The sequence below is a fragment of the Pseudoalteromonas sp. 2CM32C genome (genome assembly GCF_023161925.1).
Classification (GTDB): Bacteria; Pseudomonadota; Gammaproteobacteria; order Enterobacterales; family Alteromonadaceae; genus Pseudoalteromonas; species Pseudoalteromonas marina.
The window spans coordinates 466,608-482,284 of sequence record NZ_JALNTI010000003.1 but is presented as its reverse complement, the minus strand read 5'-3'; the positions used below and the strand labels follow the sequence as shown (position 1 = coordinate 482,284).

15 protein-coding genes and 1 tRNA gene are annotated in these 15,677 nt (G+C 40.5%); 8 read left to right on the top strand and 8 right to left on the bottom strand.

Annotation, left to right across the window (positions count from 1 at the left end; all coding sequences use genetic code 11):
* Position 1 precedes the first annotated feature (1 nt).
* The gene (locus MTF67_RS09190) at positions 2 to 232 is read right to left on the bottom strand and encodes a hypothetical protein (protein ID WP_010557107.1); all 231 of its coding nucleotides are present in this window, start codon (positions 230 to 232) and stop codon (positions 2 to 4) included.
* A 114-nt stretch (positions 233 to 346) separates the two neighbouring features.
* The gene (aspS, locus tag MTF67_RS09185) at positions 347 to 2,125 is read right to left on the bottom strand and encodes an aspartate--tRNA ligase (RefSeq protein ID WP_138741093.1); all 1,779 of its coding nucleotides are present in this window, start codon (positions 2,123 to 2,125) and stop codon (positions 347 to 349) included.
* Between the two features lie 248 nt (positions 2,126 to 2,373).
* Here aspS and MTF67_RS09180 point away from each other — a divergent pair, with 248 nt between their 5' ends.
* Both MTF67_RS09180 and MTF67_RS09175 read left to right on the top strand, forming a co-directional pair.
* Entirely contained in the window at positions 2,374 to 3,222 is an 849-nt protein-coding gene (locus MTF67_RS09180) for a DUF72 domain-containing protein (RefSeq protein WP_248519341.1), read from the top strand.
* Positions 3,223 to 3,252: 30 nt separating this feature from the next.
* Positions 3,253 to 3,750, top strand: coding sequence for a YgjP-like metallopeptidase domain-containing protein (locus MTF67_RS09175; protein ID WP_248519340.1), 498 nt, complete (start codon positions 3,253 to 3,255; stop codon positions 3,748 to 3,750).
* A gap of 126 nt (positions 3,751 to 3,876) precedes the next feature.
* On the opposite strand, the gene MTF67_RS09170 is transcribed toward MTF67_RS09175, so the two are convergent.
* Positions 3,877 to 4,563: a DUF3334 family protein gene (locus MTF67_RS09170; RefSeq protein ID WP_006794039.1), complete on the bottom strand. Its 687-nt coding sequence runs from the start codon at positions 4,561 to 4,563 to the stop codon at positions 3,877 to 3,879.
* Positions 4,564 to 4,679: 116 nt separating this feature from the next.
* Here MTF67_RS09170 and cmoA point away from each other — a divergent pair, with 116 nt between their 5' ends.
* From cmoA to MTF67_RS09145, 5 genes are all read left to right on the top strand, one after another.
* On the top strand, positions 4,680 to 5,405 hold the full coding sequence (gene cmoA / locus MTF67_RS09165) for a carboxy-S-adenosyl-L-methionine synthase CmoA (RefSeq protein ID WP_006794040.1): 726 nt from the start codon (positions 4,680 to 4,682) through the stop codon (positions 5,403 to 5,405).
* Between the two features lie 12 nt (positions 5,406 to 5,417).
* On the top strand, positions 5,418 to 6,386 hold the full coding sequence (cmoB, locus tag MTF67_RS09160) for a tRNA 5-methoxyuridine(34)/uridine 5-oxyacetic acid(34) synthase CmoB (RefSeq protein ID WP_248519339.1): 969 nt from the start codon (positions 5,418 to 5,420) through the stop codon (positions 6,384 to 6,386).
* Positions 6,387 to 6,576: 190 nt separating this feature from the next.
* The gene (purM, locus tag MTF67_RS09155; RefSeq protein WP_248519338.1) at positions 6,577 to 7,629 is read left to right on the top strand and encodes a phosphoribosylformylglycinamidine cyclo-ligase; all 1,053 of its coding nucleotides are present in this window, start codon (positions 6,577 to 6,579) and stop codon (positions 7,627 to 7,629) included.
* Positions 7,629 to 8,276, top strand: a complete 648-nt coding sequence (purN, locus tag MTF67_RS09150) for a phosphoribosylglycinamide formyltransferase (RefSeq protein WP_006794043.1) — start codon at positions 7,629 to 7,631, stop codon at positions 8,274 to 8,276. The genes purM and purN overlap by 1 nt, the downstream gene beginning before the upstream one ends.
* Before the next feature lie 16 nt (positions 8,277 to 8,292).
* On the top strand, positions 8,293 to 9,021 hold the full coding sequence (locus MTF67_RS09145) for a DUF3108 domain-containing protein (RefSeq protein ID WP_010557113.1): 729 nt from the start codon (positions 8,293 to 8,295) through the stop codon (positions 9,019 to 9,021).
* Positions 9,022 to 9,049: 28 nt separating this feature from the next.
* Here MTF67_RS09145 and MTF67_RS09140 read toward each other — a convergent pair whose 3' ends face one another.
* Entirely contained in the window at positions 9,050 to 9,814 is a 765-nt protein-coding gene (locus MTF67_RS09140; protein ID WP_008132190.1) for a class II glutamine amidotransferase, read from the bottom strand.
* 304 nt (positions 9,815 to 10,118) lie between these two features.
* On the opposite strand from MTF67_RS09140, the gene fadE reads away from it, so the two are divergent.
* Positions 10,119 to 12,575, top strand: coding sequence for an acyl-CoA dehydrogenase FadE (fadE, locus tag MTF67_RS09135; protein WP_006794046.1), 2,457 nt, complete (start codon positions 10,119 to 10,121; stop codon positions 12,573 to 12,575).
* Here fadE and MTF67_RS09130 read toward each other — a convergent pair whose 3' ends face one another.
* The 4 genes from MTF67_RS09130 to MTF67_RS09115 form a co-directional block, all read right to left on the bottom strand.
* Entirely contained in the window at positions 12,576 to 13,691 is a 1,116-nt protein-coding gene (locus tag MTF67_RS09130; RefSeq protein WP_248519337.1) for a DUF6136 family protein, read from the bottom strand.
* Positions 13,688 to 14,278 (bottom strand): ATP-binding cassette domain-containing protein, encoded by a 591-nt coding sequence (locus tag MTF67_RS09125; protein WP_039038066.1) that lies wholly within the window; start codon positions 14,276 to 14,278, stop codon positions 13,688 to 13,690. The genes MTF67_RS09130 and MTF67_RS09125 overlap by 4 nt, the downstream gene beginning before the upstream one ends.
* Positions 14,279 to 14,625: 347 nt before the next feature.
* Complete coding sequence (locus MTF67_RS09120; protein WP_039038067.1) at positions 14,626 to 15,348, bottom strand: helix-turn-helix transcriptional regulator; 723 nt, start codon at positions 15,346 to 15,348, stop codon at positions 14,626 to 14,628.
* 252 nt (positions 15,349 to 15,600) lie between these two features.
* Positions 15,601 to 15,677 (bottom strand) — tRNA-Asp (locus MTF67_RS09115).

Sequence of the window (15,677 nt, the reverse complement as noted above, 5' to 3'; positions counted from 1 at the left end):
ATCAATGGCTGTAGTCGCCTCTCTCTGGCAAATCTTTTCTTAGCGCAAGCACTGCAATATAAATAAGCCCAAATAATGGAAATAATGCTAAGCACCCGCCTACAAAAGCTAAAACACCTGGGCTGGTGCTTTTTCGCTTGCCAATTTTGTAGCTAATAAGCGCAAAAATAGGAATACAAAATAAGATGAAAAATGTTAAAAACTCGCCAAATAAAGTGAGATTAATTGACATGGGAATTCCTTTTCATAGTGGTTAAATTATAATCTGCGCTAAATTTAACCACAAAAAAACCCTTAAGCAAACAACTTAAGGGTTTTAAATTCAATGCTGTAAACTCAGCTCAAATTACTCTTCGCTAGCGGCTGATTTTTCTACCACACTTATTGCAAGCTCAGTTAACGAATCATTATTCGCTTTACTTGGCGCGTCGGTTAATAAACAAGATGCTTGTGTAGTTTTAGGGAAAGCAATAACGTCACGAATGTTATCTGTTCCGCATAAAAGCATAACTAAACGGTCTAGACCAAATGCTAAACCTGCATGTGGCGGTGTACCGTATTTAAGGGCATCAAGTAAAAAGCCAAATTTGTCTTGTTGCTCTTGTGCATCAATTCCTAAAATTCTAAATGCTGCTTCTTGCATATCTGCATTATGTATACGTACCGAGCCACCGCCCACCTCGTAGCCGTTTAATACCATATCGTAGGCATCTGAGATAGCCGCTGCAGGGTTTGCTTCAAGCTCACTTGCGCTAATATCTTTTGGTGCCGTGAACGGATGGTGCACAGCGTGTAATGTGCCTTCGTCGTCTTCTTCAAACATTGGGAAGTCTACAACCCAAAGTGGTGCCCAACTGTTAAGATTAGTGATTTCTAAATCTACACCAATTTTAAGGCGTAGTGCACCCATGGCTTCATTTACTGTGTTGCGCTTATCTGCACCGAATAGAATGATATCGCCAGTTTGTGCATTAGTACGCTCAAGTAACTGTGTGATCACATCTTCGTTTAAGAATTTAGCGATTGGCGATTGCACGCCTTCAGCGCCTGCATCACGGTCGTTTACTTTCATCCATGCTAACCCTTTAGCACCGTAAATACCAATAAACTTAGTGTAATCATCAAGTTGCTTACGCGAAAGCTTAGCGCCACCCGGTACTGTTAATACAGCAACACGGCCTTTTTCGTCGTTTGCAGGGCCTGAGAATACTTTAAACTCAACATCTTTCACTAAATCAGCAACGTCTACTAATTTCATTGGGTTACGTAAGTCTGGCTTATCAGAACCGTATAAACTCATCGCTTCGCTGTAAGGCATAATTGGGAAGTCGCCTAAGTCAACGTTGAGTAACGATTGCCACATTTCACGGATCATTTTTTCAGTCATACCACGTACTTGATCCGAGCTCATGAACGAGGTTTCTAAATCTATTTGAGTAAATTCAGGTTGGCGATCGGCACGTAAATCTTCATCACGGAAACATTTAACAATTTGGTAGTAACGGTCAAAACCTGACATCATCAACAATTGTTTAAATAATTGTGGCGATTGCGGTAATGCGTAAAAGCTGCCTTTATGCACACGGCTTGGTACTAAGTAATCGCGAGCACCTTCTGGCGTTGCTTTTGTAAGTACCGGTGTTTCGATATCTAAAAAGCCGTTTTCATCTAAAAAGCGACGAACAAAGCTGCTTGCTTTAGCGCGTAATTTAATGCGGTCGCTCATTTCTAAGCGACGAAGGTCTAAGTAGCGGTACTTTAAGCGGCGCTCTTCAGAGTTTGTTTGGTTAAAATCAAGCGGCAATGGCTCTGAGCGGTTGATAATTGTAAGCTCGGTGCCTAAAATTTCCACTTCGCCTGTAGCCATATCTTTATTTACTTGGCTTTCTGGGCGAGCACGTACAACCCCTTTTAACTGAACACAAAATTCTTGGCGAAGCTTATTCGCTGTATCCATGAGTCCTTCAACTTCTGGATCGAATACAACTTGTACTAAACCTTCTCTATCGCGTAAATCGACAAAGATAAGTCCACCAAGGTCACGTCGTTTGTTGATCCAGCCACATAGTTCAACTTCTTGATCTACGTGAGTTTTATTTAGCTGTCCGCAGTATATAGAGCGCATAGTTTTCCTGTCAGATAAAAGGCTTCAACGGTAAAAATTATTTGTTTTTATAGGCGCATAATTTAAAAAAGAGCTACCACACTTCAAATAAAGCCGTAAGCAATCTAAGAATATTCAAATTAAGCCCTGCATTATACCCAAGTAGGTTGAAGATGCTAGGCGTGTTTGGTGTGTTGGTGTTAATTTAAAGCAGGCGCTGTTGGTATTTGCTACACTGGCGCCACGATGTAATTTATCAGCTATTTCTTATGTTATATATTGGATGCCCTCAGTGGTCTAGCAGTGCATGGAAAGGCAATTTATTTTCAAGCCAATGTAAAAGCGCCGACATGCTAAGCCAATACGCACAGCATTTTAATTCGGTAGAAGGTAACACCAGTTTTTACGCCGACCCATCACCTAGTACTGTTTTGCGCTGGGCACAAAGCGTACCTGACGATTTTAGATTTACCTTTAAATTTCATCGTCGTTTTAGCCACGAGCTAGCGCTTAGCAACGTACAAACAGAGCTTAGCGACTGGCTTACATTATTTGCTCCTTTACTTGAAAAAACAGGGCAAATAATGCTGCAATTACCCAAAGCATTTGGCCCAAACGATTTACCCAAATTGGCACACTTTATTAGCTTACTGCCTAAAGAGATTACCTATGGTGTAGAAGTCCGCCATGCTGATTTTTTTAAAAAAGGTGAATCCGAGGTAGCACTCAACCAACTATTAATAGCAAATAACATAAATCGTATTTCAATGGATACACGAGCGCTTTTTGCAGTAAAGCCAACCACCGAAGCGCTAATAGACGCCCAACAAAAAAAGCCTCACTTACCTGTACACGCTATTGCTACTGGCTCGCAGCCTATGGCCCGGTTTGTAATCGCTGATTTACAAAACGACTATCAAGCCTTTTATAAACCGTGGCTGAGTAAAGTAAAACAATGGCTTGATGAGGGTAAATCCCCTTATGTGTTTTTTCATACTGCCGATAATCGTGAGTCGCCACTACTTGCACGTCAATTTTGTAAAGATCTTGGGTATAATCACCCAGTACTCAACCCGTTCAGCGGCGAAAAAGAAGCGCAGCAGCACGCCCTGTTTTAAAAATTAAAACAAAAATATAGAGATATAAAAATGAGTGAATACGCCCGTTACTTTACAGGCTACCCTGCAAACATTGTTGAGCAAGTATTAAGTCTTATTAGTAACAATAAGGTATGTGACTACTTACTTAAAAAATACCCAGACGCACATACTATTACCAGCGACAAACTGCTTTACAGCTACGCAACAGAACTTAAAAAGCAGTATTTAAAAAACGCTCCACCTTTTGGTCGCGCTGCGTTTAAAAAACAAGGTGACATGGTAACTAACGCATTAGGTACTCACACCTACCGTATGCAAGGTAAAACCCGCAAACACGATTTAGCAATAAACAGCGATTTACTGCGCGCCCCCGAGCCATTATTAAAAGCGCTGGTTGTACACGAACTAGCCCATTTTAAAGAAAAAGACCACAACAAAAGCTTTTATAAGCTGTGTTGCCACATGGAGCCACAATACCACCAGCTAGAGTTAGATTTAAGAATTTTTTGTGTGGTGGTGGCGATGGGAGAGAATCCGTACATATAAGCTTTTTTGCACAGCACCTCTTATTAGTAAATAAAACCCCATAAACAATAAAAACGCGATCTAAATCGCGCTTTTATTGTTAATACTTTTTCAATTTTGAAAGCTTTAAACTGACAACTTTGGGTGTTAAAGCCCTAACTCAGCCATAAAGTCGTCATCGGCATCATCTTGCACGGGCTCTTTTTTAGCCTGCGCTTTTTCAGCTTTTTGCTTTGCTTCGTTTTCAATAATGTCATCAGGGTCAATAGCCTCAATAATGTCAAAATCGTGCAGTTTAATAAACTCGGTTTTATCCATTGCCAGTTCTAGGTAAAAAATATTTTGATTACGTGTAGTAAAAGTAACACGTCGTGCTTGTGGGCGATCCATTGTGGTATCTACCGAAATTTGCACTTGTTTATTAATCGCCATCATTTTTGGCTGATTTTGCGTAATAGAGGTATGTAATTGCTCGCGAACCTTAGAAGTAAAGTCACCTACTATTTGGTTCATTAACTCGCCCATTACGTTTGAAACATCGTCTGACAAGTGACTATGTGCAATTTCTTCTTCTGGCATACCCATGTTGCGCATGTAGTCGCCGTAGATTTCCATTGCAGCCTGCGATGTAAAGTTGGTTACAACAAGCCCTGTAAAGCCGCCATCAAACAATACAAAGCAACCAATGTCTGGTCGCATGCAGGTGCGTGTTATTTTTTGAACCATGGCCGAGTAACTTATTTCGTTACCGCTTGCTGATGAAAGTACCCCTGTCACAGAGTGACAAAGCGTTGCTAGTATATCGTCGGTGCTAATAACTTTACTTTTGCTCATTTAACGTTCTCTTTTGTACTTATTATTCATAATTCTAGCCAACCTACTGAATTTATCACTGACTATCCAGCATAAAATGTTAAAATAACCTTATTATTTTTAAAGAGACTGCCTTCGTGACCATAAAAGACAGTATTTACGCCTCTGAGCAACAAGTAAAAGATTTCAGCTTTGACCAAAATGTGGTTGAAGTATTCCCTGATATGATTCAGCGATCAGTGCCTGGTTATGCCACCATTGTAAGCACTATGGGTAAATTAGCGGGCCAATACGCTCAAAGTAATTCTAACTTGTATGACCTAGGCTGCTCATTGGGCGCGGTTACGCTGAGCATGCGCCGTAATATTCGCACCGATAATTGCAACATTATTGCAGTAGATAACTCACAAGCGATGGTTGAGCGTTGTAAGGTGCATTTACAAGGGTTTAAATCGGACGTGCCGGTTACTGTTACCCTTGGCGATATTAACGAGCTTGAAATTCAAAACGCATCGGTTGTAGCAATGAACTTTACACTGCAATTTATACCTCATGCACAACGTAAAGCCGTGCTTGAAAAAATATACGCTAATTTAAAGCCCGGTGGTGTATTACTACTTAGTGAAAAAATTAAAGCTGAAAACGAGCAATGCGATAACTTATTAATAGATTTGCATCACGACTTTAAACGTCACAATGGCTACTCTGAGCTTGAAATAAGTCAAAAACGCACAGCAATAGAAAACGTTATGCGCCCCGATACACTCAGCACGCATATTAATAGGTTAAGTGATATTGGCTTTAGCCAAACACAAGTGTGGTATCAATGTTTTAATTTTTGCTCAATGGTAGCAATTAAATAAAAAGAGTAATTTATGTCTCAATGGTTTAACCAATTTTACGCTGCAATTGCACAAAGCCCACTTAGCCACTGGCTAGAAACGCTACCTGCCCAAGTAAAACATTGGCAGTTAGAGGCAAGCCATGGTGATTTACCACAATGGCAAAAAGTGCTTAAAAATTTGCCTGAAATAAACACAACTCACGTTGATATAGTCACTAAAGTAGAAATTGGCTCAAAAGGGGAAATGAGTGAAGGCCAACAAAAGCAAACTACACACTTATTAAAGCGCATGATGCCTTGGCGAAAAGGCCCATTCAGTGTGCACGGTATTGAAATAAACACCGAATGGCGCAGTGATTGGAAATGGGATCGCCTCCTTCCACATATTGAGCCATTAAAAGGCCGTACAGTGTTAGATATTGGTTGTGGCTCTGGCTATCATTTATGGCGCATGCGCGGAGAAGGCGCCGAGTTTGTAGTAGGTATTGATCCTTCTGACTTATTTTTGTGCCAGTTTCAGGCAATTAAACACTTCAACCCCGACGAAAACGTGCATTTATTACCATTAGGTGTAGAAGCCCTGCCAGAGCTTAAAGCCTTTGATACGGTCTTTTCAATGGGGGTACTTTATCACCGTCGCTCGCCAATTGATTTTTTAGCGCAGTTAAAAGCGCAGCTTCGCCCGGGCGGCGAGTTAGTGCTGGAAACCTTAGTTATTGAAGGCGACGAAAATACAGTACTCGTGCCTACCGACCGCTACGCAAAAATGCGCAATGTGTGGTTTATTCCAAGTACTGCTGCATTAAAACTGTGGATGGAGCGCGTTGGCTTTAAAGATGTGCAAATAAAAGATTGCGCAATGACCACGCTTGATGAACAACGCAAAACCGATTGGATGGAAAACGAATCGTTAGTTGATTTTTTAGACCCAACCGACACCAGTAAAACCATTGAAGGCTACCCTGCTCCACTTAGAGCGATACTAACCGCCAAAGCATAGCGGTTAATTTAACGCTTTTAATACTAAAAAAACGCCAACGGGCGTTTTTTTGTTTATTTAAACAACAAACAGCGGACAAGTGTCCTTGTTAATTATTTCAAACCTATATTTACGCTAGCCGCGCAGATGCAATTGTTGTAAAATACGCGCGTTTCTAAGCAACCCAAAACAACTATTTTGAGGAAAACCTGTGAGCGAACAAAAACAGTCTCTTAGCTATAAAGACGCGGGCGTAGATATCGACGCTGGTAATGCACTTGTTGAGCGTATTAAAGGCGTAGTTAAAAAAACCCGTCGTCCTGAAGTGATGGGCGGAATTGGTGGTTTTGGCGCACTTTGCGAAATTCCTGAAGGTTATAAACAACCTGTATTAGTAGCGGGTACTGATGGCGTGGGTACAAAATTGCGTATGGCAATTGACCTTAAAAAACACGATACCGTAGGTATTGACCTAGTAGCTATGTGTGTAAACGATTTAATTGTTCAAGGTGCTGAACCCCTGTTTTTTCTAGATTACTATGCAACGGGTAAACTAGACATAGATACAGCAGCCGACGTAGTAACAGGTATTGGTAAAGGGTGTGAAATTTCAGGTTGTGCCCTAATTGGTGGCGAAACAGCAGAAATGCCAGGTATGTATGATGGTGAAGACTACGACATGGCAGGCTTTTGTACCGGCGTGGTTGAAAAATCAAAAATCATTGATGGTACTAAAGTAGCTGCAGGCGATCAGCTTATTGCCCTTGCTTCTAGTGGCCCACACTCAAATGGTTTTTCTTTAATTCGTAAAGTACTTGAGGTATCTAACGCCGACACCAATCAAGTTATTGATGGTAAAACATTAGGCGAGCATTTATTAGAGCCTACACGTATTTACGTTAAACCTTTACTTGAGTTATTTAAGCAAGTTGACGTGCATGCCCTTTCGCACATTACCGGCGGTGGCTTTTGGGAAAATATTCCACGCGTATTACCTGCATCAGCTAAAGCTGTGGTTAAAGGCGATAGCTGGCAGTGGCCAAGTGTTTTTAACTGGTTACAAGAAAACGGTAACATTACTACACATGAAATGTACCGTACATTTAACTGTGGCGTAGGCATGGTTTTGGTTGTACCTGCCAACAAACTTGAGCAAAGCTTAACTATGCTTAAAGATTTAGGTGAAAACGCTTGGCACCTTGGCGAAATCCAAGATGCGGCACCAGGCGAAGAGCAAGTAGACATCGTAGGTGGTGCTAAGTAATGGCACCTACTCGTCTAGTAGTTTTAATTTCAGGCAGTGGCTCTAATTTACAAGCCATCATTGATGCCTGTGAACGTGGCGAGATAAACGGACATATTGCGGCTGTTATTAGCAATAAAGCAGACGCATATGGCCTAGAACGTGCTAAAAATGCAGGCATTGCAACGCAAGTACTCAGTCATAAAGATTTTGACTCGCGCGAGGCCTACGACGCGCAGTTAATGAACGTTATTGACTCTTTTGAACCAAATCTAGTTGTATTAGCTGGGTTTATGCGTATTCTTACACCTAGCTTAGTGCAAAAATATATTGGAAAAATGTTGAACATTCATCCATCTTTGTTGCCTAAGTACCAGGGGCTGAATACCCACCAAAGAGCAATTGATGCAAAAGACGATGTTCATGGCGTAAGTGTTCACTTTGTAACTGAAGAATTAGACGGTGGTCCGGTCATTCTTCAAGCGCAAATACCTGTACTCAAGGATGATACAGCAGACACATTAGCAAAACGCGTGCACGAACAAGAGCATATAATTTATCCTTTGGTGGTCAAATGGTTCAGTGAACAAAGACTTACTATGGAAGCAGATTATGCGGTTCTTGACAAAAAACAACTTCCTGCACACGGCGCGCACTACCCACAATAAAAAAATAAGCGCCCTAATGCTATGTGCGGGCGCTTTACTTCCAACAAGCCTTATTGCAGGCGAATTGACTCAATACGAAGCCAAGTATGATATTTTGCGTAAAGGCAGCAATCACGGCACGGCAGTTCGTTCTCTTAAAAAGCTTGATGATGAAAATTATGAATTAACCTACCACAGTGACATTGAGTGGATGATTTTTTCTGACTCGCGTAAAGAAACCTCTAAATTTACGTTTAAAGACGGTAAGGTTTCTCCTGATCATTATTCAATGGTACGTAAAGGAACAGGTCCTGATAAAAACTATAAAATTGATTTTGACAAAGAGAATGAAATTGTTACCAGCAGTAACAGTGAGTACCCGCTAAAATGCGAGTGGACTGATGATTTTCAAGATGCCATTTCGTATCAAGTTCAGGTTCGTGAAGGGTTAAAAAAAGGCGAAACCAACTTCTCGTTTCCGCTTGTTGATAAAAAAGGTAACCGTCGGGATTATAACTTTGAAGTGGTAGGCACAGAGATGATTTCTTTGCCTATAGGTAACATAGAGGCAATTAAAGTAAAACGTTTATACGATACCGACAAGCGACAAGCCCTCGCTTGGTTTGCACCTGAAATGGATTACATGCTTGTGCGCATGTGGAAAGGTGAAAAAGGGACTGAGCAGTTTGAAGTTCAAATGAACTCGTTTACTGTGACCGCCCCAACCGCAACAGCTGAGCACACTAAAAACCTTCAAGCGAACTAGCTAACGATTTATTTGCAAAATGGGTGAACTATATAAGCTCACCCATTTTAAATAACGAAAACTCTCCTGGCTCCATTTTTTGCCAACGCTCATCGTTAGTAAGCGGCCTTGTTGCAATGACAGTTACCACATCGTTTGGGGTTGTCTCTTTTTGAAAATCAACAACCATATCGGCATCAATTAATGTAGCTTTACCAAAAGGCGCACGGCGCGTTATGTAATGTAAGTTATTTGTGCAGTACGCTAAAACAAATACGCCATCGGTCAACAACATATTAAATACGCCCTTTTCACGCAGCGTGTGAGAAAGCTTGGCAGCGTATCTAAAAACAGACGCCATATTAGAAGGTCGTTTAGGGTATTTTTCACGAATTTTATCAAGCAACCAACAAAAAGCGAGTTCACTGTCAGTATTACCCACTGGACGATAATATTCGGGTTTTAAATCGTGATAGTTTGAAAGCTGCCCATTGTGTGCATAGGTTATTTCTCGCCCCCACAGCTCACGCGTAAACGGGTGGGTATTTTCAAGGCATACTCGCCCGCGATTACCTTGACGTATATGGCTAATAACCGACACACTTTTTATAGGATAGGCTTTAACAAGCTTAGCAATTTCTGATTGGTAGCTTGGTTCTGGGTCTTTAAAAGTTCGACACCCTTTTCCCTCATAAAACGTAATGCCCCATCCATCTTTGTGTGGCCCCGTATTACCACCACGCTCTAATAGCCCTGCAAAACTGAAACATATATCAGTAGGCACATTGGCAGACATACCAAGTAATTCACACATTTATAAAAAAGCCCTTAAAAAGTACGGATGAATAGCAGTACACTTTACAAAAAAAATTTTCTAAATTAGTTGCATATTTACTTAAAAAAATCATTATGGCTACCTGAATTATAAATTTTTAACGCTCTGAGTTAATAAAAAACATAATGTGTATGGCAAAAAGCACTATCCGTCCCCTTAAAAGGTATTTTGTAAAGCAAAACTTCTGACTTTTTACTATAATTTTACACGCTAATTTACTTGAAACTTGAGCTGACTAGCGCTACTCTAAATGAGGTGGTCTGACCTCTATTAAGGAATTAAAATGACACTCATATTTACACTCGGTTTAATCGTGCTGCTGTGCACTGCGATTTACCACAGAGCGAGTTGGAACACAGCACTTGGTGTTTCTGCTGCAACATTATTAATCGGTACCTTCGCAGGTGCTTTTGGTTTAATTAGCTGGTTGATCTTTTTGATCATCGCAGTGCCTCTTTCAGTTACTGGTATTCGCCAGCAATACATCATCAAACCTATCTTTACGGTATTCAAAAAAGTAACACCGAGCATGTCTGACACTGAAAAGTCAGCAATCGATGCGGGTACAACTTGGTGGGAAGCTGATTTATTTTGCGGTAACCCTGACTGGAAAAAGCTACACCAATACCCTGTGCCTAAACTTACTATTGAAGAGCAAGCCTTTATAGATGGCCCTGTTGAAGTAGTATGTAGCATGCTAGATGATTGGGAAGCAACACACGAGCTAACTGATTTACCGCAAGATGTATGGCAATACCTTAAAGACAATAAATTCTTTGCCATGATCATTAAAAAAGAATACGGCGGTTTAGAGTTTTCTGCGTTTGCTCAGTCTTGTGTACTTCAAAAACTAACGAGTAAATCAACATTACTTTCGTCAATTGTTGGTGTTCCAAACTCGTTAGGTCCAGGTGAATTATTACAACACTATGGTACAAAAGAGCAAAAAGACCATTACTTACCGCGCTTAGCTAGCGGCCAAGAAATTCCATGTTTTGCATTAACATCACCAGAAGCAGGCTCTGACGCAAGTTCAATTCCTGATTACGGTGTTGTGTGTAAAGGACAATGGAACGGTGAAGAAGTTGTAGGTATAAGCCTAACGTGGAACAAGCGCTATATCACGCTTGCGCCCGTGGCAACGGTACTTGGTCTTGCATTTAAATTACAAGATCCAGATGGCTTATTAAGTGATGTAAAAGAGCCAGGTATTACCTGTGCGTTGATCCCAACAGATACTCCTGGAGTAGAAATTGGTCGTCGTCACTTCCCGCTTAACGTACCATTCCAAAATGGTCCTACTCGCGGTAAAGACATTTTTGTACCTCTTGATTACATTATTGGTGGGCCAGATATGGCTGGCCAAGGCTGGCGAATGCTAGTTGAGTGTTTATCGGTAGGCCGTGCAATTACTTTGCCGTCAAATTCTGCCGGTGGCATTAAAATGATTGCAACCGCTACGGGTGCATACAGCCGTATTCGTCGTCAATTCCGTTTACCGATTGGTAAAATGGAAGGTGTTGAAGAATCAATGGCTAAACTTGCCGGTTACGCATACAGCTCAGATGCAGCAGTAAGTATGTCGACTGGTGCGGTTGACTTAGGTGAAAAACCATCTGTTGTATCAGCGATTATTAAATATCACTTAACCGAACAAATGCGCGATGCAACAATCCATGCAATGGACGTTCTTGGCGGTAAAGGGATCATGCTTGGTCCAAATAACTATTTAGGTCGTGGCTATCAAGGTGCACCTATTGCCATAACCGTTGAAGGTGCAAACATCCTGACCCGTAATATGATCATTTACGGCCAGGGTGCGATTCGCTGTCATCCGTTTGTACTAACCGAGCTAGGTGCGTGCGAAATTGAAGACCGCGAAGAAGCGCTTAACGTATTTGATAAAGCGCTAATGGGTCATATAGGCTTTACTATGTCAAACCTAGTGCGTACTAAATGGCTAGCCCTTACAGGTGCTCGCTTTACAAGTGTGCCTTACCATGACGAAACAGCTGAGTTTTACCGTATAGCGTCGCGCTTTAGTGCTTCTTTAGCACTTATGTCAGATATTAGCATGGCTGTATTTGGCGGCTCTCTTAAACGTAAAGAGCGTATTTCTGCACGTTTAGGTGACTTACTTAGCTACCTTTACTTAGTATCTGCAACGCTTAAGCGTTACAACGACGAAGGCCGTAAAAAAGAAGATTTTGCGCTTGTTCAATGGAGCTGTCAGGATCACCTTTACCACTGTCAACGTGCGCTTGCTGATTTAATTAACAATATGCCTTCTGCACCACTTCGTGGCGTATTAAAAGTGTTATTGTTCCCGTTTGGTCGCCCGGTGCGCAAACCGACTGATAAGTTAGAGCATAAACTAGCTCAAATCTTACAAGTACCTAGCGAAACACGTAACCGTTTAGCAAGTTATGTATACTTAACAAATGAGCCTCTTAACCTTGTAGGTCGTCAGGAGCAAACGCTTAAAGACGTGCTAGAAGTTGAGCCATTATTTGAAAGAGTATGTAAAGAGAAAGGTGTTAAACTACCGTTCTTCCAACTTGATAAAGTGGCACAAATGGGTCTTGAAGCAGGTATTTTAAGCCAAGCCGAGGCCGATAAGCTAGCCGCTGTAGAGCAAGCTCGTTTAGACGTAATTAACGTAGATGACTTTGACCCTGCTGATTTGCTTGCAGGCAAAGCAGCTCGAGATAGTGTTATTACAAAAGTGGATGCTGCTTAACTAGTTTAGTAAAGCAAGCAACCCAACGGTAGAAATAATCCAAACCAGCGCATAATGCGCTGGTTTTTTTTGTGCAAAATAAACCTGCAATAAACACCACACAAACCCCAGGCTTAGCAAAGTGCTGTTTAATCTCTCAAACGTAATGCTATAGGCTATAAAGGCTCCTAAAAATAAAAGCATACTGGGCATAAACTGGCTAATATAAAACGCTCGCGCCTTTTGATTCATTTTAAAAAACAACCGATGTTGTCCATAAACTTTAGTACAATCAAATTGTAATGAGCTGCTAAAAAGCACAATAAAAGCAACCGCCACACCGGCTATTATATTCACAAGATCTGGTCGCTTTGCCAATAACTCAGCCGATGCCATAAATACACACAAAAGCAACGATATACGCCATACTAATGTCCAAATATGGTTTATGAAGTAACAAAACCAAAAGCTAAATAAAGACCGAACACTCGTCATTCCATTTATATTAATGACAGGAATGAATACGCTTAAAAGAAAGATAATTGCAAAACCCAAATGATAAATTAGCGGCGATAACTCAAAAGGAGTAAACAAAAATAAAGTACTTAAAATAAATCCATACACGAGTGCGCTAGGTTTGTATAAACAAACAATGCCTAAACCTAACTGTATAAACATAAAAACAAAAAAGTGCGGTACTTTTATCCACTGAGCCCAGGTTAAATCAAGCGCTATCAACAGACTCGCTATAAGCCAGCCATTACTAATAAGTAATAATTTAATATCTGCTATGTTCAGCCAGCTAGGACAAGCTATTGTGTGTTGAAATAGCCGTTGCTTGCTATTTTTAATTGCCGACTTAATCGCGCTTAACATCACACTTTGCAATAACAAATAAAACAAGGCTATTTGGGCACCATATGCAGGTGCATCTGTACTATCTATAATTTTCCCTAGGCCCAAAAAGAGCAACAACACCAAGCCTAAAATAGATGAACCCAACACCACTAAAAATATCAAACCAAAGCTTTTTAACTGCAGTAGCAGCTGCTTAAGCTCAAACGTGTATGCTAGGTACCGATAACTCATAAATGCACGATACTGCTCAAGCTTACCTTTTACGCTCGCGAAACTCATAGCGAAACACACTTAAAGCCATGCTCAATAAATACAGCCGGCTCATGGCAAGTAATAATAATTTGCCCATTAGGCTTATCATTTAAATACACATCGAGTAATTTTAAAAGATGCTCAATGCTTATTTGATCAAGCGCAGCACTTGGCTCATCAAGTAGTAAATACGGTGACTTCCGCATTAGCGCTAATATTAGCTGACACTTTTTTTGGTTACCCGAGGACAAAGCATCAAAACGCGTATTTAAAAATGCTGTAAAGCTAAACCCTTTAACCAGCTCATGTGGCCACGGGCAGTCGACAGCACTAACAGACAAGTCAATAATTTGATGGGCTGTTAAAAAATCAGGTAACGTAATACGGTCACTGGCTATGGCCACTGTTTTTGTGGGCTCATTCAACTCCCTCCCCGCAAACAAAAGTGAGCCACTTTGCGGTTTATCAAGCCCCGCTAGCATCATAAGTAAGGTGGTTTTACCGTGGCCATTAGGTGCTTCTATGCAGAGTTTTTGATCTGAAAAAACCTGGTTATAATTTTTAAAAACTACATTGTTGGAAAATTGCTTATTTAAACCAATGACTTCAATCATAAAATATCCTTATAAATTAGCGTTATAGTATAAAGTTTTAATGAGAAACAAAGCCCATCACAACAGCTACAGATAACACTAACGACATCAGAAGCCCTGAGACCACCGATACCGTTAACGGCGACTACCCTTGTGCTTTTTCAAAATTAAGATTGTTTAAACAGATAAGGTGCTTTGACTTAGTTACAAGGCACATACACTCTTTAAAGTAATTTAAATATTATCCTTAAATATTTTAAGTATTAGCGACTTATCGAGCTGATTGTATAATTGCTTATAAAATTACCTAAGCCACACGAAGCTGGGGCTAAACTGAAAGTTAAACTGCGTATTTTTAATTAAAATACTTAGTGTGGGTGGCGTGTTAATTTTGGCTCAAGTACAGCAAGAACCAAACCAAACACAGCAGTAAATATGCCGATAAATTCAAACCAACTATTGCCCGCATGTGACAAGGTCCTTGGGAGTTCATTTGCATTATACACACGTTTACCTCCCTCAACGTCTTCGACAAATGACTCACCAACATACTCATCCATTAACTTAAAACTTGGTACCCTTCTGGCCTGCATTTCCCGATTTTTCTCATCTCTTTTTTCTCGATTCGACTCAATAATATAAATATTCCAATGAGTAAAAACATTCAGAGGTTCATCTGTTTTGATCACACCTTGTGATTTATATTCGTAAAAGCGCTCATTGAACACATAGTTTTCATGTCCTGCATAAAACAACGCACAACCAATAGATATTAAAAACATTGCGAGATAAATAACCTTACGCTGCGTGGCTGAGCTCTTTACTTCTTTACTTTTATACCACAGCTCTACATCGGGTATTTGCATAAGTCTGGTTTTATCATGACTTGATACAAGCGGCTTCATAAACTCATCAATTGAAAGATTTAATGCTATTAATAAGGCTCTAAATATTTCATTTGAGGGAGTTGATTTATCGTTTTCAAGTTTTGATAAATAACTCTGCTCTATCCCCACTTGCTGAGCGAACTCTGGTTGGCTCAGTTTTTTATCATTTCGTAGCTGCTTTAATTGTTGACCTAATGTGCTCATCTTAATGCTTCCTTTTTAAAAGTGAGGTTAGATTCTTGGTAATTCATGCAGATATATGAAGCTGAATAATGAAGAATAATAAGGAATATTAGCAGGTTAGTATAAAAGAGTCGATCTGATAGCTGATAGCTGATAGCTGATAGCTGATAGCTGATAGCTGATAGCTGATAGCTGATAGCTGATAGCCAAATAATATTTTATTGAATTATTTAATCAAGGACTTTATAAGCTCGTTATTGAGGAAATAACAAGTGGCGGAGTGGACGGGACTCGAACCCGCGACCCCCGGCGTGACAGGCCGGTATTCTAACCAACTGAACTACCACTCC